The sequence below is a fragment of the Mesorhizobium sp. BR115XR7A genome (assembly GCF_020165315.1).
Taxonomy (GTDB): Bacteria; Pseudomonadota; Alphaproteobacteria; order Rhizobiales; family Rhizobiaceae; genus Mesorhizobium; species Mesorhizobium australicum.
Genome location: NZ_JAIUHW010000020.1, coordinates 19,051 through 39,687, shown reverse-complemented (window position 1 = coordinate 39,687; position 20,637 = coordinate 19,051). Strand labels below are relative to the sequence as shown.

The window sequence follows — 20,637 nt, the reverse complement described above, 5'->3', positions numbered from 1 at the left end:
AGCGGCATCGACGCTCCGCCATCTGCAGCGGGCCAATTCCCGCTCGATGGCTCCGTCTCCTCTGGCTGCAATCACGATCACCGCGACGGCGAAGCCGAGCGGCCGCAGCTGGCTGGCGGACCCTTGTGTTTTGATGGTGGAAGATCAGGCGCCGGACCAGGAAAGCCGTCGCGGAAAGAGCGGGGTTGGCTTGCTCCTGGCGGATGCCGGCAGAGGTATTCGGACCGCGCTCAATCGCGATGCGCAGATGGCCGAAATTCACGAGCGGCGTCCCAAATCTCAATCGCTGCGCAGAATGCGTGCTTCAAGTGCGGCTGCGACGAAAGCTCGTCGAGCGGCTGGTGGATGGGTCTTACCGCGTAACACCTGCAGACAGGTGTCCATCGCTATCCTGCGTTTATCGGTCGCATGATGCAGATCCCGGAGCAAGATAGCGGCCGCGTCGTTGACGTCGAACACGACACGCTCCGAGCTGCGGCGGCTAAGCTGAACTACGACTGGCCTCTCAAATCTGATCAACCCGGTCATCCCCTCCTCCACAGCCACTACTCGGCAAAAAGCCCGGGCCGCCTTTCTTTACTCAGCCGAACGCGACCGCTGCACCTGCGCCATTGAGCCTGGCCATTGGCGGGCAAGCGATCGCCATGAGGCGCGTCCGGCCATGGTCAGCTTGCGTGCGATCTGCGGTTGTGCAGTCGATGGTGAGGAACTGCTTCTCATTCGCGTGGTCTAGCTGTGAAACCTGGACATAGTGCACTGTTTGACGCGCCTCGCCAGTCTCAAACATGTCGTCGATGTCTACACCTGCACTTTTCCACTGCCCGATCTGCAGGCGGCGATCCACTGCATCGCGGAGGTTGCATCTTCCAATATGGCGACCCGCTTCGCAAAGCCGAAAAAGGCATTGCGCGCCGTGCTTACCGGCTTGCGCCCATCGTATGCATCGTAGCATGCCCTCAGGGCGGCTTCGTGGATCAGGTCTCTGCGGTCTTCCGGCCATTCGTTGAGAAAATCGATTGCATCCGCAAGGCCGGCAATCTCTTGGATGATGTGGGTTGCGCGTTTCACAAAAAGGGGGCTGCTGAAAGCCTCAGCGTTCATTGGTTTCTCCCAACTTTCTAAATAGCCAATTTGCGGTGAAGAGGCGCCGCATCGACACGGCGACCATGGCACAATGTGTTGTCAGGGCGATGACGGTTCAAGAGGAGATCCGCGACCGCGGCCGGGCGTGCAGCGATCCGCCAACACATCATGCAATGGCTTGGTTGCTATCAAACGCCGTCGTCACTATTAAGCTACGAAGTGATTCTCACCGCCTAGTCTAAGCCCGCAGGAGCGTTTTTATGACCGAAGAAACCGAGAGCAAAGCTGACAGCCTCATCGAACTCACCGCCCATGTCGTCTCAGCCTATGTTTCGAACAATCCGGTTCCCGTCGGTGAACTGCCTGGGCTTATCGGCCAGATCCACATCGCATTGAAAGGCACTGCTGGTGGGGCCGCACCAGAAAAGCCGGAAGCTCTCAAGCCTGCCGTACCGATCAGAAAATCGGTTACACCCGACTACATTATCAGCCTTGAGGACGGTAAGAAGTTCAAGTCGCTCAAGCGTCACCTGGCTACCCACTATGGCCTTACACCCGACGAATATCGCGCGAAATGGGAGCTGCCGGCAGACTATCCCATGGTGGCGCCGAACTACGCTGCGGCGCGCTCGGCATTGGCCAAGACCATGGGTCTGGGCCGCAAGCCGAAGGAACCGGAAACGCCGGCACCGGCCAAGCGTGCCGGCAAGAAAGCCGCAGCCTGACCGCAGTTTTTCAGGATCGGCTAAGCGGATCCGGCATCATTTCGCACTCGCGAGATAAAATTTGTGCGTTGCAATATCCGCGGCGATCGGTATGATAATGTTGTCGGCCATCTACTCCTCCCAGATGTGGTGCCGACGCTGAATGGGGCGCACCTCCTCCCGCGTCTCATTCGAAATCGAGCCCGCTGCCACCTCCTCCCGGCAGCGGGCTTTTTTATTTGTTGAGCCGCGATTTCGGTAGAGCCAACGCATTTGGCTAAGCGAGGCGAATGCTCCGAACTTCCAGGCCCTTCTTGCCCTGACCGCATTGGACAAACACCTTCTGGCCCTCCATCAGCATGCTCAGTCCCGAGCGGGTCAGCGCGGTGGCATGAACGAAGATGTCCTTCTCACCGTTTTCAGGAGCAATGAAGCCGAAGCCTTTTTCAGGATTGTACCACTTGACCGTGGCCTCGCTCTCCAACTGGGCACTCGTCCCGGCGGTGGACTCTCCAGCGCAACGCGTATGTAGCTGAGTTCTCGCGGTCTGATCGCCGACCTCCAGCACTTGCGCGACCTGATGACCACCTCTTGGACTTTCTTCCGTTGTGACCTTGAGACGCGTTCCCTCGGAAACACCGCGGCTCCCGGCCGCCTCCAGCACCCGGATGTGCAGATAGGCCTGGATGCCCTGCGGCAGTTTGACAAAGCCAAAACCCTTGCTGGTGTTGAACCACACCACTTCGGCGTCGACAGGGTCCGCGGTTACGATCGACGGACGCTGAAAGTAGCTTGGCTCGGAAGGCCGTTCCGTAAAAGAAGCCGCGTCATCGTCATGACGATGCCGGCGTGGCTCACGATGGTCCTTATATTTGCCCATGATCGTCCGACTGGCTTGAACAACGCACTGCGCTCCCGGCGGGATAATCTCAATCGGGCGATGCGTTCATGTCAATTCACCAGTTGGCCGCTTACCCGCTCGATCGCATCACGATCCCGACCTGTTGCCACACGCGGTCGATGATGGCGGGTGAGCAATATATGCGACAGGTCGAGCTGCCGATCGAAACGCTTCCCTATATCGCACGGCAGAAGGTTCGCACTGGAGGGCGACAACGCCATCAACGTTTCGATCATGATATGCCGCGGGCTGCCGTCTCACGCGGATGCGCATCCGACATTTCGATTTACGCGCACTTTTCCGCACAGCCCCCAGGAGGGCAGACGGGCAGCTCGTCATTAACGCCCCCTACAACAACCCAGCCTGCTCGGCCTCGCGGCGCAAATTCTGCCGTGGCCTTGGGCCGATCTGCTGGATCACCAATCCGGCCGCCAGCGAGCCAAGGTCGCCGCAGGTCTTCAGGTCGCGGCCTTGCGTGTAGCCATGCAGGAAACCGGCGGCATAGAGGTCGCCGGCACCCGTGGTGTCGACCAGTTCCTTGATCGCGGTCGCCTGGATGACCACGGTCTCGTCGCCGCGCACGATGACCGAGCCCTTTTCCGAGCGGGTCACGGCGGCGATCTTGCAGTCCTTGCGGATCTGCGCCAGCGCCTCGTCGAAGGAGGCGGTCTGGTAGAGCGATTTGATCTCGTGGCTGTTGGCAAAGACGATATCGACCGTGCCCGAGCGCATCAGCTTGAGGAACTCGTCGCGGTAGCGGTCGACGCAGAACGAATCCGACAGTGTCATCGACACCTCGCGGCCGGCGGCATGCGCGAGCTTCGCCGTCTGCCGGATCGCCTCCTTGGCGCGCGGCGGGTCCCACAGATAGCCCTCGAAATAGGTGACCGCCGCACCCGAAGCCTTGTCGGCCTCGACATCCTCCGGCCCGAGCTCGGTGGCGGCGCCGAGATAGGTGTTCATCGAGCGCTCGCCGTCGGGGGTGACGAAGATCATCGAGCGCGCCGTCGGGGGTAGACCCGCCAGCGGCCTGGTGTCGAAGGCGACACCCTGCGCATGGATGTCGTGCGCGTAAATCTCGCCCAGCGCATCGTTCGAAACCTTGCCGAAGAAGGCGGCACGTCCACCGAAGCTGGCAACGCCGGCCGCCGTGTTGCCGGCGCTGCCGCCGGAGGCCTCGATCGCCGGGCCCATGCGGCTGTAGAGTAGTTCGGCGCGATGGGTGTCGATGAGGTTCATCGCGCCCTTGATGATGCCGTTGGTCTCGAGGAATTCCTCGTCGCACTGGGCGATGATGTCGACAATGGCATTGCCGATGCAAAGCACGTCATAATCCGGCATCAATGTCTCCGCCAACTACCCACCGGCTTTCTGCTATGCCGGCCAGGCGCGGGTCTAGCGAGTTGAAATGGGTTGCCGCATGCGCTTGATCCAGCGGCCCTCACGCAGCTGCCGGTCCTGCTTCACGCAGCAAGTCGTCGGCTCTGTCCGTCTTCTCCCAGGTGAACTCAGGCTCTTCACGGCCGAAGTGTCCGTATGTCGCGGTCTTGCGGTATATCGGGCGCAAGAGATCAAGCATCTTGATGATGCCTTTCGGTCGGAGATCGAAAAGCTCAAGAACAAGGCACTCAATCCTTTTTTCGTCAATCCTTGCGGTTCCGAAGGTATTGACCATGACAGAAACCGGACTGGCCACGCCGATCGCGTAAGCAAGCTGAACCTCGCAGACCTCCGCAAGTCCGCTGGCAACGATATTCTTCGCGACATACCGGGCGGCGTAGGCTGCCGAGCGGTCAACCTTGGATGGGTCCTTGCCCGAAAAGGCGCCGCCGCCGTGACGCCCCGTTCCACCGTAGGAATCGACGATGATCTTGCGTCCAGTGAGGCCGCAGTCGCCGGCCGGCCCACCGACCACGAACCGCCCTGTTGGGTTGACCAGGAATCTGATCTCCGAAGTATCCAGATGGGTCGGCAGGACCGGTTTTATGATCTCCTCAATGACGCCTTCGCGGACTGTATCTTGGGAGACCGCCCCGTCATGCTGCGTTGACAGGACTATGGTGTCCAGTGCCACCGGGCGGAGACCCTCGTAGCGTACGGACACCTGAGATTTCACGTCCGGACGCAGCCAGCCAAGCTGTCCTGTTTTCCGGACCTCCGCCTGTCTTTTCGTCAAATGGTGAGCGAGTTGGATCGGCAAGGGCATCAATGTATCCGTCTCGTTGCATGCGAATCCAAACATGAGGCCCTGATCCCCCGCCCCCTGCTCGAGATCCTGCCCTCGTCCTTCATCAACGCCCTGGCTTATGTCGGGCGACTGCTCGGTGAGAGCCAGAATGACGGCGCAACGTCGACCATCAAAGCCGATGGCATCGTCGTCGTAGCCAATATCGAGGATCGTATCGCGGGCAACTTGAGTGTAATCGATCTCCGCGTGGCTGGTGATCTCTCCAGCCAGAACGACCATCCCTGTCTTCACCAACGTTTCACAGGCGACGCGCGCCTTCGGGTCGGTGCGGAGGATGGCATCGAGGATGGCATCCGAGATGTTATCTGCCATCTTATCGGGGTGTCCCGCGCCGACGGATTCGGAAGAGAACACGAACTGCCTGGTCATGGAATGTCCTCGCTTCAAGTGTTGGAGTTGGGTGGGAGTTTCTGGACTGGGGCGGTCTTACCGGTCGCTGATGCCGGGGACGTCGAACGCAGCGCAGAAGTCGGCAACGTCCCTTCGCACGTTCGCATGAACTTCCTCGTCGTCGGGCTGGCGGCAGACCAGATCAATAAAAGCGGCGATCTGCACCATTTCCCCTTCACGCATGCCCATGGACGTCACTGCCGGCGACCCCAAGCGGATCCCGCTTGTGACCGCCGGGTCGCGCGGGTCGCCCGGCACCATATTAAAGTTCGTAATAATGCCTGCCCTTGCCAGGCGCTCGGCATAGGCTTTCCCTGACAGCGGCCGGCCCCGCAGATCAAGGATCAGCATGTGATTGTCAGTGCCGCCGGTGACCAGGTCATAACCACGGTCCAGAAGCGCCTCGGCCAGAGCCTTGGCGTTGTTGACGATCTGCTGACCGTAGACACGAAAGGACGGGTTTGCTGCTTCCTGCAAAGCGACGGCAAGCGCGGCGACAGTATTCATATGCGGTCCGCCTTGCAGGAGAGGGAACACGGCGCGGTCTATACGTTTGGCCAGATTGTGTTTGGTCTTCGGATGATAGAGGGGCTGATAACGGTCTTCATCCCTTGACAAAATGAACCCACCACGGGGGCCGCGGATCGACTTATGAGAAGTGCTGGTGACTACATCGCAATGGCGCACGGGGGTCGGATGCACTCCTGCGACAACTAGGCCGCTGATGTGCGCAATGTCGGCCACGAGATAGGAGTTCGCCTCCGCAGCGATTTCTGCCATTGCCGCGTAGTCAAAGACGCGCGGGTAGGCAGTTCCGCCGACCCAAATGAGTTTCGGCCGTTCCCGCCTGGCGGTCTCGCGCAAGCGGTCATAGTCAATTTGCTGCGTCTTTTCGTGCAGCCCATAGGGGACGCGTTGATAATCAGTGCCGGAAAAGTTGACGGACCACCCATGAGTCAGATGGCCGCCTTCGGGCAAAGGCAGCCCCATGACTTTGTCACGGGGGCTCAAAAGCGCGCGATAGACCGCCTGGTTGGCTGGTGAGCCCGAATAAGGCTGGACGTTGGCGTGCTCACTGCCAAATAGCGCTTTCAGGCGCTCGATCGCGAGGGTCTCAAGCTCATCGACGATCTCGTTTCCCGCGTAGTAGCGCGCACCCGGGTAGCCCTCGGCGTATTTGTTCGCGAAGATAGAGCCGGTCGCTTCCAGTACGGCTGAGGAGGCAAAGTTCTCAGATGCGATGAGTTTGAGCATCGTCCGCTCTTGCCGCCTCTGTCGTAGAAGCAGTTCGTGAACGCGGCAATCGACATGGACCAAGGAAGACCGTCCGAATGTGCCGGGCTCTGCGATGGCTACGTCAGCGGAGTTATTCATGGTAGTTTCTCACTCCCACCTAGGCGGATCTTTTCACGATTAAGCAGCAGTCCCCTTCGACCACGCGTCTGTACCGCCTCGAGCCGCTCCAGGTCCCGCTTATGATACCCATCGTCGTGGGGCAGGAGATCGACCAGGAATTGAACCAACCCTCCGTCCTTGCCCCCTGCATTGAGATGATATGAGGACCAAGGACGTTGTCCGTTGCCGCAAAGAAAGTCGGCTCTGGCCAGCATCCGGACGTGTCGCGCGACGCGCTCCCGACGAAGATCGAGAATCTCCGCCAGTTCGCGGACAGTCAGGTCGGCATGCGCGCAAAGGCCCAGGATCCGTAGGCGATCAAGATGTGCTGCTGTCATCAGGCGATCGACAAGTATCATCATTGGTCAGCACGGCGCCAAATAGAAGAACCGAACCCCTCGTCCTGCTCGCTTTTTCATGTCGGGCTCTTCGCAAATGCTGTTCGGCAGCGGAACATAACCACATCAGATTTCTGCCACCACTGAACTTGAAAGTTGTGGTGAGCGTACCATTGACAGCGATTTGTGGTCGCAAAGATTCCATAAATTTCCTTGAAGGATCTGTTGCAAGGCCTAAACAAGAACGCAACGAGACTGGCGAGGTGGCTGGTAAGACGGCAAGCTGGCAAACTGCTTGGCCAACAGGGAGGCGAGCGGCGCCACCTCTACCTAGGCGACAGTGCTAACCTGTATCGTGCACCTGATCCGTCATCTGTTCGTGTCGCGGAAGGTCGCGAAGCCGTTGTGCCGACGCTCAGCGCCCTCTGCCGGGGGCGGACGCTAAGCCGGCATGAAGGCTCTGCAGGACTTCGAGGCCGGCGACACCCGGCGATCACTCAGAGCTGGCGGCGCGACTGGCAGCACGTCGTGCCGTTCTTCGCCTATCCGAGTGTGCGCAGCATCATCTACATGGTGGATGCGGTCGAAATGTCCGCGGCGCGTTGGCGCCATTTCCAAATAGCGCTTATCCTGGTCAGTTAGGTCGCACCCCTTCGATGTGGCTGACACGGAGGGCTTGTGCCAGTTCATAAAGCCTGACGATGGTGGTTCCTTTTGCCCTTCTCCAGCCCGCTGATGTACTGCTGGCTGAAGCCGGAGATCTGGGCAAGCTGCTCCTGCGTCAAGCCGGCCTTCTCCCTGATCCTGCGTGCATTTCGTCAGACCAGCTTGCGCTCTCCATGCGAAGGTCAGCAAGTCAAAGCCATTGAGTTTATGCCATCGATGTGCCCGAACCATCTGCCGCCGGGGCAGCAAATCCAGGGCTACGATTTTGGTGACTTGTCGCTTGCCAAGCAGCACAAGCTATCGGTCACGCAAGCGACGCACACGTGCGAGAACCTCGCAAGGGTCGATTTCGAGCGCTTCCGCTACATCGAGGAACTCAATGACGTCCATGCGACGTTCACCGCCCTCATACTTGGCCACGAAAGACTGCGGGCGGCGAAGCGCTTCGGCAACCTTGGCCTGGGTTAAGCCCTTGTTCTTGCGCGCCGCTATCAGCTGTTCCAGCAGCCGGCGTTGGCGGGGCGATCGAAGGGATTTCGGCATCAGATGAACCGGCCAGAAGGGAACCGGCTCATCAACTAATCCCAGTTTCGGATTATCCCATTTTAGGATATATTTGCAATCCACAAGGCAAACCGCGCCATGGAGCAAACTGTATGGTCGAGACCATGTCGAAGAAAAGCGGGCTCAGTTCATGGGCGGCGGTTGCGCGTCATCCAGATGGATTTCGGCAATCCGGGATGGACTGATCGCCTTTGTTACTGCGGCGGCCTAATCAACTCACAAGGATCAACGTCAAACGCTTTTGCGAGCCGGCCAAGCACACTGACACTTGCGGAAACCCGAGCACGCTCGATCGAGCCCACATAGCGCATGCTCAGTTCTGCGCGGGCAGCCAATTCTTCCTGCGTCAGGTCCTGATCATGGCGCAAACGACGCATGTTGATCGCCATGACTTCCGTGAGGTCCATGGCGAGATAGGGACCAGAACCGGAACTATCGTTCTAGGAACGATCGTTCCTATTCGCTATGGTGAGCCAACCGAGGAGAAGCCGTGCCCGATCACAACAAACCCCAAACCGGCAAGAGGGTCGCGATGAAACGCAAAGTCCAAGACGAAGTCCCATGGTCGGACAGCCTGACCGCTTACGACAATGAGCACTTCACCATCTATATGAGGCTCCTGGACGCGTCCGCCGACGACGCCAGCGAAGACGAGATGGCGCAGCTCGTCCTTGGCATCGATCCGATGCGAGAACCTGAGCGCGCCCGAATGGCGGTTCGCAGCCATCTCGATCGGGCAAACTGGATGGTTACGACTGGATACAAAGAACTGTTCGCGCGCTGACCGGCTCCAGGTGAGCTATTCCAATCATCTTAGACGAGGAAATCCCGATAGCCACGATCCATGAGCATGTGACCGCGCCGGACGGCACGGCGGATTCGATCGCGAAGGTGGTTGCGCGGATCCGTCCAGTCGGCCTGGACGCGTTGTCGAGCCAACAGGGCCATTGCGATTTGGCGATGCGATGCCCCGCCTAGCGAGCCGTCGAGCGCCTGAAGAACAAAGCGCAGACGGCTAGCGCGCGCTTCGGGGGGAAACAGCCTGTCGGGAAATTGTCCAGTCGCGTGAAAAGCATTGAGGCATTCGAGCGCATTCAGGTGCTGCCTCATTCGATCGGCGGGCCAGATCGCGTCGACGGAAAGCCGAACGGGGCGCAAAACCTCCGCGCCCTCCACGACAAGTTGGAGGTCCCGGTGAGCATTTCGCAGCATGACGTGCTGTCGACCGTCCGCCGTGATCATGAGTGCCGCCCGACATGGCAATCTAGCGAGATCAAACGAAAGCGTTTCGGGCGACAGTGCCTTTTTCGCAATGACCGGCAGGACATGCGGGCATTGGCGGGAGCACCAGAACACAGCCGCATCAGGCCTCAACGAGCTTGCGAAACAGGAGCCCCCACTGCGTGAGATCGAGCGACGATCTCACCAGTTCTACCTCGAACCACCTTTCTGCAAATTCTGCGTGCTCAAGCGCGTGCCTGCAGTCACGCTGGAAGGCCGGATTGCGCCGCAGGAATTCCCAGGCCCAGCCGCGTCGCGTCAGGTGCCGCGTATAGCGATAAGATTTCTCATCCTGCCAGTCCGGCCAGTCGGCGTCATTACCTATCATAGCCATGTCAGGCGCCCGTGCAGAGCACTGGCGCCCACAGGACGGGACCGCCAAGACTGCCACTGTGGCGGACCGCAGCAAGGCTCGCCTCTGAGACATCCAAACAGCCGGCAACTGCGCACGTGGTGCCGATTGTCTGGGGCGGACCGATCCGGGCCAGCGGCCATCCGGCGCGACGCAGGATTCGCTCCATGCGCAAATCCGTAACCGTGACGATATGGGTAAGCTGCCGCGACAAACCGAACTCGATCATGCCAGCGAGGAGTTGATAGGTCGCAACAGCAATACTCCCACTGCCCTTCGGTGAAGACGGTGGAAGATCAAGGGCGAAACGGCTGCTTTCCCAGACGCTCGGTTCCTCGGGTGCCGTTCTCTCCTCCAACAGCCTCGAAAAGACATCTCGCAACATCGTCGGCCCCGTCGAGGGCAGAAGGCGTACGCCGCTCCCGACGCGACCGGCGGAATCGCACAACACAAGATAGTGCGGTTTCAGGGAATCGAATGAATCGATCTCGAAGCCGCCGGTCGTGCTCACGTTCCAATCGAGGCGCTCCTTAAAGACGCGGTAGCGCAGGCGGTGCATTTCGTGAAGTTCGTAGGCAAAGGCGCCGTGCCAGCCGGGCGCAATAAGCTCAATCATGATGGTCTCCTCGCAGGTATGACCCTGCCATTGGAGGCGAACCTTCATGCCGCGACTGCCTGTGCATTTGCACAGGTCGATCAAAGAGGGATTCTGTCCCTCAGAGAATTGATGATCGTGAGGAGGCCAGCAGTGTCACTGCCTGATTTTTGGTGCGCACGCCGAGCTTCTTCTTGGCATTGTCCAAATGGAAAGCGGCCGTGCGCTCCTTGATTCCCAAGATACAGCCGATCTCCCAGGCGGACTTGCCCTTCGCCGTCCACTCCAGGCATTCGTACTCACGGGGCGTCAACGAAACACCATCCACCGCCAGACCACACGAAAGCTTGCGGCGAACGCCAATGTGAAAGCACATCGCCATAATCTCGAGCGCCTGCTCATACTTCTCGGCGACGCGCAGGAAGGTCGGATCGAGCCTGTCTGCCGCGAAGGTCATCGCAGCGACACCGCCGCGGCGATCAACAAGTGGTATCGTCAGTCCGCAGCAGATGCCGAATTCGGCAGCCTCATCGAAAAGCTGTTGCTGTCGCGTTGAAATGCCAGCATGGCCGAAATCAGGTCCCCACTGAAAGGGATATTCGCTGCACCTTGCCCATTCTATGACTGGGTCGATCCTTTCATATTGGTGGCGCAAGTAGTGCGACGTCCAGCCAGAATGATAGTTCGATATCAGCCTGGGTTTTGTGACGCGATCAGACACCAGAGACAGATAGGCAAATGCGGGAATGTCGAAGGCGCCGGCGGCGCTGGCCAGTGCGTTATGGAAGTCGACTTCATCAACACTCAAAGACAACTGTTCCAGCAAAGTTTCGAAGACGAGCTGCATTTTCTCCTGCGGCTGTTTTCAATTAAACCTGGGACTTTCCGGCTTCTTGGCAGCTACGGCGAGAGGACTCGCCCCCCGAGATGTTCGACGCTGGAGAAAATTCACCGCGGTGACTACTCCCCGGACCTTCGATCATATGAAAGGAGGTGCATGCGACCTCGACGCCGGCTGCCGTAAGCCGCGGGTCCGAAGCTGCGATTGTGGGCGGTCGCCATGGTGTATAAGAATTATCGAAGCTCGATGTGCCATCCGGATATGCAGATGACCTCCTTCTCGAACTGTCGATTGCGGAGGCGCTACAATCACGCAGATCCAGCGGGCCACCCAGATCCAGCGGGTCAAAAAAGGCGCCCTGCCGGCGGGGAGGTACATCGGCAGGGCGCGCCGCACAAACACCCTGGTCGTTGGGCAACAGGACAGCGGCGGCAGAACTGATTTGGTTATCGCTTGCGATCAAAGGTATCCGAAGCATGCTTAGAATCCGACGGCTTCAAGTTCAGCAGTTTCGGTCGGCTCGGCGCGAAATGCGCTGTCAACCCGCCTTCACCAATGGGACACCGTGGGCGACAGGCTGACGTCAAAGCGTTTGGTCCGTGGGAAAGTTCCTCCCAGGGACCACTTTACCCGGGACGGCGTCGAACCCGGGGCTCGCTTCCGTCGGCACTCGCATGTTCATATCGCACCCTCGGCCTTCAGCGCGCGATAGGTCGTCTCGACTGATTTCGCGGTTGCGTTGACGATTATGTCGATCTCCTTCCGGGTGATGATCAAAGGCGGGGCAAAGCCGAGGATATCGCCGTGTGGCATGGCACGGCCGATGACACCATTCTCGAACAGAGCAGCGGCGGCTCGAACCCCGACCTGAAGATCGGATTCAAACGGTATTCTCTGCTTTGGATCTCGCATCAGCTCTACGGCGGAGAGGATTCCGACACCACGAACCTCGCCAACAATGGGGTGTCCCGCCAGTTCGGCATTCATGCGGGCATGCCAATACGGGCCGACATCGCGGACATGCTCCAGGATATTTCTTTCCTTTAGGAGTCGAATATTGGCGAGCGCGGCCGCAGCGCAAAGCGTGTGACCCGAATATGTCCAGCCATGGCCGAGGGCGCCGTGCTTCTCTGTTCCTTGTTCCAAGATCGACCAGACGCGGTCGCCAATGATTGACCCGGAGATGGGCAGGTAGGCGGAACTCAAACCCTTGGCGATGGTCACGAAGTCCGGCCGCATGCCATAGAGGTGGGAACCGAATTTCTCACCGGTTCGTCCAAACCCGCAAACCACCTCGTCGGCGATCAGCAGGATATCGTACTTGTCGAGCACGCTTTGAATAGCGGTCCAGTATCCTTTTGGGGGTGGAACGATACCGCCTGTCCCAAGCACCGGCTCTCCAATAAAAGCTGCAACGGTCTCCGGGCCTTCAGCCACGATAAGGGCTTCAAGTTCATCCGCGCAGCGTTTCGAGAATGCTTGCTCACTTTCGCCGTCATGCGCCTGGCGATAGTGGTGCGGCGTCGTGGTATGGCGCACCAAGTCCAGCGGCAGGTCGAAGAAATTATGGAAGAAGGCAAGGCCTGTCAGGCTCCCGGTGACCAGCCCGGACCCGTGATAGCCGCGATGACGCGAGATGATCTTCTTCTTTTCAGGGCGGCCCAGAATGTTGTTGTAGTACCAGACCAGCTTGATGTTGGTTTCGTTGGCGTCGGAGCCGGAAAGGCCGAAAAAGACCCTTCGCATGTTCTGACCAAAATACTCGACCACGGCCTCTGCCAAGAGGGCGACTGGCTCTGTTCCTTGACTTGCATAGATATGGGCGAACGGCATTTCGTGTGCTTGCCTGGCAATGGCCTCGGCAATTTCCGTGCAGCCATATCCCATGTTGACGCAGTAGAGCCCACCGAAACCGTCGAGGCTCTTTCGGCCTTCGGTATCCCAAATGTACACGCCTTCCGCACCGGCCATGATCCGATTTGGGGTCTCGCCTCGGCTGTGCTTGGCCAGATGCGTGGACGGATGAAAGACGAAGCTTCGATCCTTCTCTCTGAGTTGCTCGGTTCCCAGATTACTCAACCGCATAGTCCTCTCCTCGCGATGGATTGGCGGAGGGCACTCGGCCGGCCGCGTTAGCAATTACCATACCGCAAACGCCTCTCCAGTTTCGCGGGAATGCACGTCCTTCGCCGACGAATTCGCGGAATGGGGATCAAAAGCCGTGGAAACGAAGGCGTCGGCGTTTACCGTCGCCTTAGTGCGGACAAGGGGATTGGTGAATTGGACTTGATTGGTTTGGTCACGACAAGACTGTAATATTGATCGATCCCCAAGCCTGCCTGCAGCAGTCTCTCCATGAAATCCTGATACGCAGCCATAGAAGGAGATGCGACGCGCATCAGATAATCGATCCGCCCGCCGATAGCCCAGCAATCCAAGATTTCCGGAAATTCTCCGATCGCAGTCTCAAAGTGTCTTTGGTCCTCGAGGCGATGACGTTCCAGAACGACCTCCACCATCACAAACACCATGCCGCCGATGAGGGCCGGACTCAGCCGCGCGTAGAACCCCTCGACAATCCCTGCTGTCTCGAGTGCACGGAGCCGCTCCGAGCAGGCCGACGCCGAAAGATGAACGCGTTTTGCAAGCTCGCTTTTTGAGATCCGGCCGTCTGACTGAATCTCTGAGAGAATCCGGAAGTCCCAAGCGTCCAGGCGCGCAGGATTGGGCTTCGACTTCATGACCTTGTGCTCTTAAGCCGTGTTGACAATGGAATTGACGCCGATCAACCGAGCTTGGTCGGAAGGCTCAAACGCCGATGTTGCGTGCGATGCTGTCCGCCGCCATGCGCTTGCGCCACTCAAGAGGCCCAGAATTGTGAATTGAGTTTCCCTCAACATCGACAGCCATGATGACAGGCATATCCTGCACCTCGAATTCATAGACTGCTTCCATGCCCAGGTCTTCGAAGGCAATGAGCCGCGCTGACTTGATTGATTTTGATATCAGGTAGGCAGCCCCACCCACTGCGATGAGATACGGCGTTTTGTGCCTTACAATCGACTCGATGGCCGCCCGTCCTCTCTCCGCTTTGCCTACCATCGCGAAAAGCCCGGTTTCGGCGAGCACCTTGTCCGTAAAATCGTCCAAGCGGCTGGACGTTGTTGGGCCGGCCGGTCCGACGACCTCATCTCTCACGGCGCGGACGGGTCCAACGTAGTAGATTACGCGCCCCTGCAGATCGAACGGAAGCGGCTTGCCGGCGTCGATCAACTCGACCATTCGCTTGTGGGCGGCGTCACGGCCCGTCAGCATTTTTCCGGACAAAAGGAGCGTTTCCCCGCAACGCCACGACGCCGTCTGTTCCTTGGTCAGCGCATCGAGGTTCACTCTTCGTACGCCGGCTGGACTCAATTCGTCCGTTCCAATGTCGGGCCATTCGCGCAAATCGGGCGGCTCCAGCATGATTGGTCCAGAGCCATCCAAGGTAAACTTCAGGTGCCGGTTGGCGGCGCATTGCGGAATGAGCGCCACGGGCTTGGACGCGGCATGAGTAGGATAGGTCGCAACCTTGACGTCGACGACTGTCGTCAGGCCACCAAGGCCTTGGGCGCCGATGCCCAGTGCGTTAATCCGGTCATAAAGTTCAATCCGCAGTGCCTCTTCCGCGCTTGAAGGCCGCCTGGCAATCAATTCCGCCATATCGATGGGCTGGTTCATGGCCTCCTTGGCCAGCAGCATCGCCTTTTCAGCGCTGCCACCGATGCCAATCGAGATCAGGCCGGGTGGACACCACCCACTGCCAAGCGTCGCGACTGTGTCAACCACCCAGTCGGAAACGGAGGCGCTGGGGTTCAAGGTGGTAAAACGTGCCTTGTTCTCTGACCCGCCGCCTTTTGCGGCAATGGTGATGTCAATCTGGTTACCTAGTACAAGGTCGACGTGGACGACCGCCGGCGTGTTGTCACGAGTATTGACTCGTCCGGCGAGCGGATCGGCAACGATCGATGCCCGAAGGGGGTTGTCCGGGTCGAGATAGGCCTGACGGACGCCTTCATTCACGAGCTCTGCGAAACTGGCCGTTGATTTGATCCGGGCGTCCATGCCGACTTTTGCGAAGACCACCACAAGGCCGGTGTCCTGGCAGATCGGCCGCCGCCCGAAGGCCGCCATGCGGGAGTTCAGCAGAATCTGCCCTATTGCGTTTTTTGCCGCTGGGCTCTGTTCGCGCGCGTACGCTTGCGAAAGAGAGCGGATGTAATCTGGAGGATGGTAGTACGAGATGTACTGAAGGGCGTCGGCCACGCTCCTTATGATGTCCTTGCCGGCGATGGTCCGTGTTCTACTGCCCACCGGATCTCATCCAAATGAACCGAGGCCGTTCACCATTTTCAGGATCTGGAAGCTCCGTACCCCCTGCTCGCCTCCTTCATATCCATAGCCGCTCTGTTTGACGCCTCCATAAGGTGCATCAGCTGAAACCCCTTTCAGGTAATTCACACTGACAGCGCCCGCCGAAAGACTATTGGTCAGCTTTCGTTGCGTATCGGCAGCGTCCGTGAAGAAGTAAGCGGCCAAGCCATACTCAGTGTCGTTGGCTTCCCCGATGGCCTCGTCGAGCGTATCGAACGGAGCCACGGTGAGGATCGGTCCGAACGGCTCTTCATGAAGCACTCTGGCATCCTTCGGCACGCCCGTCAGGATGGTTGGCGGCCAGTAAAAGCCCGCTCCGTCGAGGCGGGTTCCACCTGTCTCGATGTGGGCGCCGCGATCGACCGCATCCTTGGTCAGACGCTGCATGGCCTCGATTCGCCGCGCGTTTGCCATCGGTCCCATCTCCGTCGCAGGGTCGTCCGGTAGGCCTATCCTGATCTTGCGGGCGGCTTCCGTCATCCGGGATAGGAATTCCTCGTAGAGTGTCCGAGCGACAAGAATCCTGCTGGGCGCATTGCAGCTCTGGCCCGCGCACTCGAACTTGTATTCCGAAATAGCCGGTATCGCCTTTGCCAGGTCGGCATCCTCGCACACTATAACCGGAGAGTGCCCACCGAGTTCAAGAATGCAGCGCTGCAAATTATTCGCCGCGAGCATGGCCAGCTGTTTTCCAACAGCGGTTGAACCGGTGAAAGTCAAGACCTTCACGATTGGTGAACTGAGCAAATGCCGCGATATATGCACCGGCACACCGAAAACCAGATTGACCACGCCGTCCGGAACACCTGCTTGGCGCAATGATTCAACGATATGGACAGCTACGCTCGGTGTCTCTTCAGCCCCTTTGAGGATCACTGGGCAGCCTGCCGCCAACGCCGGGGCGAGCTTGCGGGTGATGAGCACGGCCGGATAATTCCATGGCGTGAACGCAGCAACGACACCGAGCGGCTCCGGAACGATCATCCGGTTCGGACCCAACGGAATAGTCGCGGACAGCTCTTCCGCGTGCGTACCGTTCCACTCCAGCGTTTCGACCGCGCGCGCGTACTCGCCTGTTGCTTCGGCAATCGTCTTTCCCTGTTCGGCCGACAGGTCCCTAGCTGCTGGTTCAATCTGCGTTGCCAAGACTCTTGCGGCTGCTACCAGGATCTCGCCACGTTCTTTTGCAGGCCGTGAACACCAAGCCTTGCGGCTGCGTTCTGCCGAAGCGAGGGCCTCGTCCAGATCCGACACCGTCGCCGAGGCTACCGAGGCAACTACCTTCTCCGTTGCCGGATTAATCACCGGCAATGTGACTCTGCTACCACCCGCCCGCCATTTGCCGTTGATGAAGAGCTCGTAGCTCCTGGCCTCGGACATCGCGTGCTCCACTTGTGTGAATTTTTTGCCGTACGATCGCCGTTCGATAGCGAACCGCTAAACTCGCCTGAGCCAGTTTCATCGCGAGTGTCGCGGCAGGTCAAATATCGAATATTGCCGAAATCCATCTGGAATCCAGATCGATCTGATCCTGATGGCCGCAAGAAGACATAGCGTTTCCAAATAGGTCGAAGAGTTCAGGTGGCGTCAGGAGCCGCGGCTGCCCAGGCCTCACTCTCAATTAATTCTCTGGCGACCTTGGGGATGAGCTTGCGGACCGCGGAGACGGCCGCAGAACGCTCATCTTTCGGATTTACGGCAAGTACGACGGAACGGGTAATCACCGGATCGACGATTTTGACCGTCCGAACTAGCCCTTGAGTGGCTTCTTTTTGAACGGCTGAGGGGGCGAGAATAGAATGGGCTTTTCCTTCTATAACCATGTTGATGATCGTTGAGAGCGAGTCCACTTCAAACTTGACGTCCAGCGCGCAACCGTGTTGTGCGACGACGTCAGCCACCGAACGTCTGACATTGTTATTGCGCATGGGAACCGCCAGCGGGAACGCGTGTAGATCCGCCAGAGATATCGAAGCTTCGAAAGGCGGTTCACCTGATGGCACCACGAGACAGAGCTCTTCGCGCGCCAGGACCGTCATTCGTGCCACACTATCCGCTGTGCGGTAGAGAACTGCCAGATTGAAGCGGCCAGCAGCCATCCACTCCTCCAGCGGTCCCGTCATACCCTCGATCATCTTTAGTGAGACCCTCGGCAGTTCGGCTCTCACTGATTCAAGCAAGGGGCCGCTCAGCACGCGAGCGGCTCCCGACGGAATGCCAATGGTCACCTCCCCGGCAGGGGAAGCGGCTGTATTGGTCAATTCCGCCTCGGTGAGTCGAATTTCCCTGAGAATCGCCCGCGCTCGCTCGAGCAGTTTGGCTCCTGACGCCGTCACGCTTACGCCGGACCTGTCGCGTATCAGCAGCTGAGTGCCGAAGCCTTCCTCCAACTGACGCACATGCAAGCTCAGAGCGCTCTGAGCAATATTGAGGAACGCAGCAGCCTTCGTGAAGCTGCCCGCTTCGACTACGCCGACGAAGTATTTTAACTGCCTAATTTCCATCATTTGAAGTGCCCAACTGAGGCACTTCCCCAGCTTCCTCGTATCTATCTCGAAAAGTGATGGCGAGAAAGCAATAATTGTGCCGCACTGCAGCAATCGCCCAGGCAATCCACGGCCGAGGCAAGTGGAGCACCTTCGTGTCGTGTCGTCCGAGTCTGGGCTAATCAGCCGTTCAAACGCCCAACTCGGCCTTTGGACCCATGGCGATGATTTCACGGGCCCTCCTGACAACCGGGGCATCGACCATCTTGCCGTCCAAGGCGAAAGCACCCCTACCCTCTGCCGCGGCATCCCTTTCGGTCGCGAGCACGCGCCGGGCCCACTCGAACTCCTCTGCGCTTGGCGAGAAGGCTTCATTCAGGATGGCAACTTGTGTCGGATGAATCGCCAACGCTCCGACGAAACCGAGCCGCCTTGCCTGTATGACGACATCGCGGAACTTCTGCGTGTCCGAAAACTGCCCGATACTTCCAACGAATCCAAGAGGCAGCAGACCTCTCGCACGGGCGGCGAACAAGACCGAAAGGTTCGGTCCTAGAAGGAGCTCTGGACTTGGTGTCCCGCCAGCGGCCGCGCTGAAATCTTCCGGACCAAGCGCCATCGCGGCCATCCGTGGATGGGCCGAAGCTATTGCCGCGAGTCTCGTCAATGCCCCCGGAGTCTCGATCTGGGCAACGAACCGAATGCTTCCCGCGTCAAGATTCCTTTCGTGCTCAAGTTCCGTCACGGCATCAGCGACTTCCATCACCCACTCGGCCGATTCCACCTTGGGAAGGACAAGCGCATTGACGCCTGCGACGACCGCTGCTTCAAGGTCGGCAGCCAGCGCGCGCAGGCCACGGTTCACGCGGACCAAAACCGACGCACCGTTGCGACCCACTTTTGCCACCGATCCACGAAGTTGACGCCTTGCCTGGTCCTTCCGGTCTTGCGGGACCGAGTCCTCGAGGTCGAGTATGACGCCATCTGCACCCCGCTCATGGGCCGTCTTAACGAAGCGCGGAACGTGAGCGGGAACGAAGAGCAGGGATCTCCAGCGGGGTACAGACATAGGGCTTTCAATGGCCGGAAAGGTGTCCTTGATCATGGAGTCGCCTCTGCGGTCGATTTTAGCGAGCTCGCAGGGCCGCCGATTCGCTGGATGATCCGTGGTACACACGCTCTCCTATAGATCGCGAGCGCACCGGCCTTACCGACAAGACGCACGCTCACGCCGATGTGGCTCTTTCGCGCAAACGTCCCAGAACCTCCTCGCGGACAGCCTCGGTATGAGCGCCAAGAGCCGGGACAGGGCGCAGCAAAGGGTGCTCAGCGTTGAAGATCGCTGCGGGGGCGATCGTCTCGATGGTCCCTTCGGGTGTTCCGACCTGCACCTTGCGAATGTGTGGGTGCTTTGAAACATCCGCGACTTCGTTCAGTCGGCCATATGCCAACCCGGCTGCCTCAAGCTCCTGCATTGCTTCGTGGCATAGCAGTTTGGAAAAGCGCCGTTCGATGATCTCATCAAGTTGCGCACGGTGACCGAGGCGCTCCATATTATCGGCGAAACCAGGTGCGCGTATAAGCTTCGGCAGCTTCAGGAACTTTTCGCAAAAATTCACCCATTCACGGTCATTCTGAACCGAAAAGATGACCTCTTTGCCGTCGGCACACCGATAGGCACCATATGGCGCGAGCGACGGGTGTTTCACGCCCGCGCGCACCGTGTGATAGCCGCTGTAGTCGTTTTGAAGAACCGGCACGTTCATCCAGTCGGCGACGGCATCGAACAGTGACACCTGGATGCTTGTCCCTTCGCCAGTGACCTCGCGGTGATATAGCGCCTGAAGAATGGCGCTATGCGCGTTCATGCCTGCCGAGATGTCGCAAACCGACACACCCACACGGGCGGGCCCCTGTTGCGTCCCGGTGATCGCACACAGACCAGTTTCGGCCTGGACGATGAGATCATAGGCCTTCAAATGGGAGTACGGCCCTGTGTCGCCGAAACCGGAGATATCGCAGGTGATCAGACGCGGAAATCGCCGACGGAGATCCCTAGACCGGAACCCCAGTTTTTCGATACTGCCCGGCTTCAGGTTTTGGATTAAGACGTCGGCACCGGCAATGAGCGTGTCCAGGACGGCGCGGTCCCCCTCAGTTCTCAAGTCCAGACAGACCGACTCCTTACCCCGGTTGAGCCAGACGAAGTAAGCGCTTTGTCCCCGCACCAACTTGTCGTAGTTGCGGGCAAAGTCCCCTTCGGGCCTTTCGACCTTGATGACACGTGCGCCGGCGTCAGCAAGACGAGACGATGCATAAGGCGCGGCCACGGCCTGCTCCACGGCGACGACAGTGATCCCCTCAAGAGAGTTCTGCATGC

22 protein-coding genes and 2 pseudogenes are annotated in these 20,637 nt (G+C 59.0%); 3 read left to right on the top strand and 21 right to left on the bottom strand.

Annotation, left to right across the window (positions count from 1 at the left end; all coding sequences use genetic code 11):
- Positions 1-279 precede the first annotated feature (279 nt).
- Both LB557_RS29645 and LB557_RS29640 read right to left on the bottom strand, forming a co-directional pair.
- Positions 280-528, bottom strand: a complete 249-nt coding sequence (locus LB557_RS29645) for a DUF982 domain-containing protein (RefSeq protein ID WP_027033337.1) — start codon at positions 526-528, stop codon at positions 280-282.
- A gap of 270 nt (positions 529-798) precedes the next feature.
- Entirely contained in the window at positions 799-1,101 is a 303-nt protein-coding gene (locus LB557_RS29640) for a DUF982 domain-containing protein (RefSeq protein WP_027033335.1), read from the bottom strand.
- 242 nt (positions 1,102-1,343) lie between these two features.
- Here LB557_RS29640 and LB557_RS29635 point away from each other — a divergent pair, with 242 nt between their 5' ends.
- Positions 1,344-1,808 (top strand): MucR family transcriptional regulator, encoded by a 465-nt coding sequence (locus LB557_RS29635; protein ID WP_027033334.1) that lies wholly within the window; start codon positions 1,344-1,346, stop codon positions 1,806-1,808.
- A 256-nt stretch (positions 1,809-2,064) separates the two neighbouring features.
- On the opposite strand, the gene LB557_RS31795 is transcribed toward LB557_RS29635, so the two are convergent.
- The 5 genes from LB557_RS31795 to LB557_RS29605 all read right to left on the bottom strand — a co-directional run bounded on the left by LB557_RS31795 (position 2,065) and on the right by LB557_RS29605 (position 7,083).
- The gene (locus LB557_RS31795; protein WP_080680408.1) at positions 2,065-2,667 is read right to left on the bottom strand and encodes a cold-shock protein; all 603 of its coding nucleotides are present in this window, start codon (positions 2,665-2,667) and stop codon (positions 2,065-2,067) included.
- Between the two features lie 369 nt (positions 2,668-3,036).
- Entirely contained in the window at positions 3,037-4,029 is a 993-nt protein-coding gene (locus tag LB557_RS29620) for an adenosine kinase (RefSeq protein WP_027033332.1), read from the bottom strand.
- A 100-nt stretch (positions 4,030-4,129) separates the two neighbouring features.
- Positions 4,130-5,305, bottom strand: coding sequence for a methionine adenosyltransferase (gene metK, locus LB557_RS29615; protein ID WP_027033331.1), 1,176 nt, complete (start codon positions 5,303-5,305; stop codon positions 4,130-4,132).
- 57 nt (positions 5,306-5,362) lie between these two features.
- Positions 5,363-6,700, bottom strand: coding sequence for a serine hydroxymethyltransferase (glyA, locus tag LB557_RS29610; RefSeq protein ID WP_027033330.1), 1,338 nt, complete (start codon positions 6,698-6,700; stop codon positions 5,363-5,365).
- A complete protein-coding gene (locus LB557_RS29605; protein ID WP_202596452.1) occupies positions 6,697-7,083 on the bottom strand; it encodes a winged helix-turn-helix domain-containing protein in 387 nt (128 codons plus the stop codon). Before LB557_RS29605 ends, glyA begins: the two co-directional genes overlap by 4 nt.
- A 316-nt stretch (positions 7,084-7,399) precedes the next feature.
- Here LB557_RS29605 and LB557_RS29600 point away from each other — a divergent pair.
- Positions 7,400-7,668 (top strand): annotated as a pseudogene (locus LB557_RS29600) (transposase); the annotation flags it as partial.
- Between the two features lie 25 nt (positions 7,669-7,693).
- On the opposite strand, the pseudogene LB557_RS29595 reads toward LB557_RS29600, so the two are convergent.
- From LB557_RS29595 to LB557_RS29585, 3 genes and pseudogenes are all read right to left on the bottom strand, one after another.
- Positions 7,694-7,862: pseudogene (locus LB557_RS29595) on the bottom strand (helix-turn-helix domain-containing protein).
- Between the two features lie 160 nt (positions 7,863-8,022).
- The gene (locus LB557_RS29590) at positions 8,023-8,268 is read right to left on the bottom strand and encodes a helix-turn-helix domain-containing protein (protein WP_080680407.1); all 246 of its coding nucleotides are present in this window, start codon (positions 8,266-8,268) and stop codon (positions 8,023-8,025) included.
- Positions 8,269-8,483: 215 nt separating this feature from the next.
- Positions 8,484-8,696, bottom strand: a complete 213-nt coding sequence (locus tag LB557_RS29585; RefSeq protein ID WP_027033328.1) for a helix-turn-helix domain-containing protein — start codon at positions 8,694-8,696, stop codon at positions 8,484-8,486.
- Between the two features lie 125 nt (positions 8,697-8,821).
- Here LB557_RS29585 and LB557_RS29580 point away from each other — a divergent pair, with 125 nt between their 5' ends.
- Complete coding sequence (locus LB557_RS29580) at positions 8,822-9,073, top strand: DNA -binding domain-containing protein (protein WP_027033327.1); 252 nt, start codon at positions 8,822-8,824, stop codon at positions 9,071-9,073.
- Positions 9,074-9,102: 29 nt separating this feature from the next.
- Here LB557_RS29580 and LB557_RS29575 read toward each other — a convergent pair whose 3' ends face one another.
- From LB557_RS29575 to LB557_RS29525, 11 genes are all read right to left on the bottom strand, one after another.
- Complete coding sequence (locus LB557_RS29575; RefSeq protein ID WP_027033326.1) at positions 9,103-9,531, bottom strand: DUF2285 domain-containing protein; 429 nt, start codon at positions 9,529-9,531, stop codon at positions 9,103-9,105.
- Positions 9,532-9,652: 121 nt separating this feature from the next.
- A complete protein-coding gene (locus tag LB557_RS29570) occupies positions 9,653-9,904 on the bottom strand; it encodes a transcriptional regulator domain-containing protein (RefSeq protein WP_032933001.1) in 252 nt (83 codons plus the stop codon).
- A gap of 1 nt (position 9,905) precedes the next feature.
- Positions 9,906-10,538 carry an acyl-homoserine-lactone synthase gene (locus tag LB557_RS29565; protein WP_027033324.1) on the bottom strand — a complete coding sequence of 211 codons (633 nt, stop codon included), beginning with the start codon at positions 10,536-10,538 and terminating at the stop codon, positions 9,906-9,908.
- 100 nt (positions 10,539-10,638) lie between these two features.
- A complete protein-coding gene (locus LB557_RS29560) occupies positions 10,639-11,364 on the bottom strand; it encodes a LuxR family transcriptional regulator (protein ID WP_027033323.1) in 726 nt (241 codons plus the stop codon).
- 672 nt (positions 11,365-12,036) lie between these two features.
- Complete coding sequence (locus tag LB557_RS29555; protein ID WP_027033322.1) at positions 12,037-13,443, bottom strand: aminotransferase; 1,407 nt, start codon at positions 13,441-13,443, stop codon at positions 12,037-12,039.
- Positions 13,444-13,601: 158 nt separating this feature from the next.
- Entirely contained in the window at positions 13,602-14,099 is a 498-nt protein-coding gene (locus LB557_RS29550; protein ID WP_027033321.1) for an Lrp/AsnC family transcriptional regulator, read from the bottom strand.
- A 67-nt stretch (positions 14,100-14,166) separates the two neighbouring features.
- The gene (locus LB557_RS29545; RefSeq protein ID WP_027033320.1) at positions 14,167-15,711 is read right to left on the bottom strand and encodes a fumarate hydratase; all 1,545 of its coding nucleotides are present in this window, start codon (positions 15,709-15,711) and stop codon (positions 14,167-14,169) included.
- A 6-nt stretch (positions 15,712-15,717) separates the two neighbouring features.
- On the bottom strand, positions 15,718-17,151 hold the full coding sequence (locus LB557_RS29540; protein WP_027033319.1) for an NAD-dependent succinate-semialdehyde dehydrogenase: 1,434 nt from the start codon (positions 17,149-17,151) through the stop codon (positions 15,718-15,720).
- A gap of 197 nt (positions 17,152-17,348) precedes the next feature.
- Complete coding sequence (locus LB557_RS29535; RefSeq protein ID WP_027033318.1) at positions 17,349-18,275, bottom strand: LysR family transcriptional regulator; 927 nt, start codon at positions 18,273-18,275, stop codon at positions 17,349-17,351.
- 172 nt (positions 18,276-18,447) lie between these two features.
- Positions 18,448-19,362 (bottom strand): HpcH/HpaI aldolase/citrate lyase family protein, encoded by a 915-nt coding sequence (locus LB557_RS29530; RefSeq protein WP_169627229.1) that lies wholly within the window; start codon positions 19,360-19,362, stop codon positions 18,448-18,450.
- Positions 19,363-19,483: 121 nt separating this feature from the next.
- Positions 19,484-20,635 (bottom strand): CaiB/BaiF CoA transferase family protein, encoded by a 1,152-nt coding sequence (locus tag LB557_RS29525; protein ID WP_027033316.1) that lies wholly within the window; start codon positions 20,633-20,635, stop codon positions 19,484-19,486.
- Between the last annotated feature and the right edge of the window lie 2 nt (positions 20,636-20,637).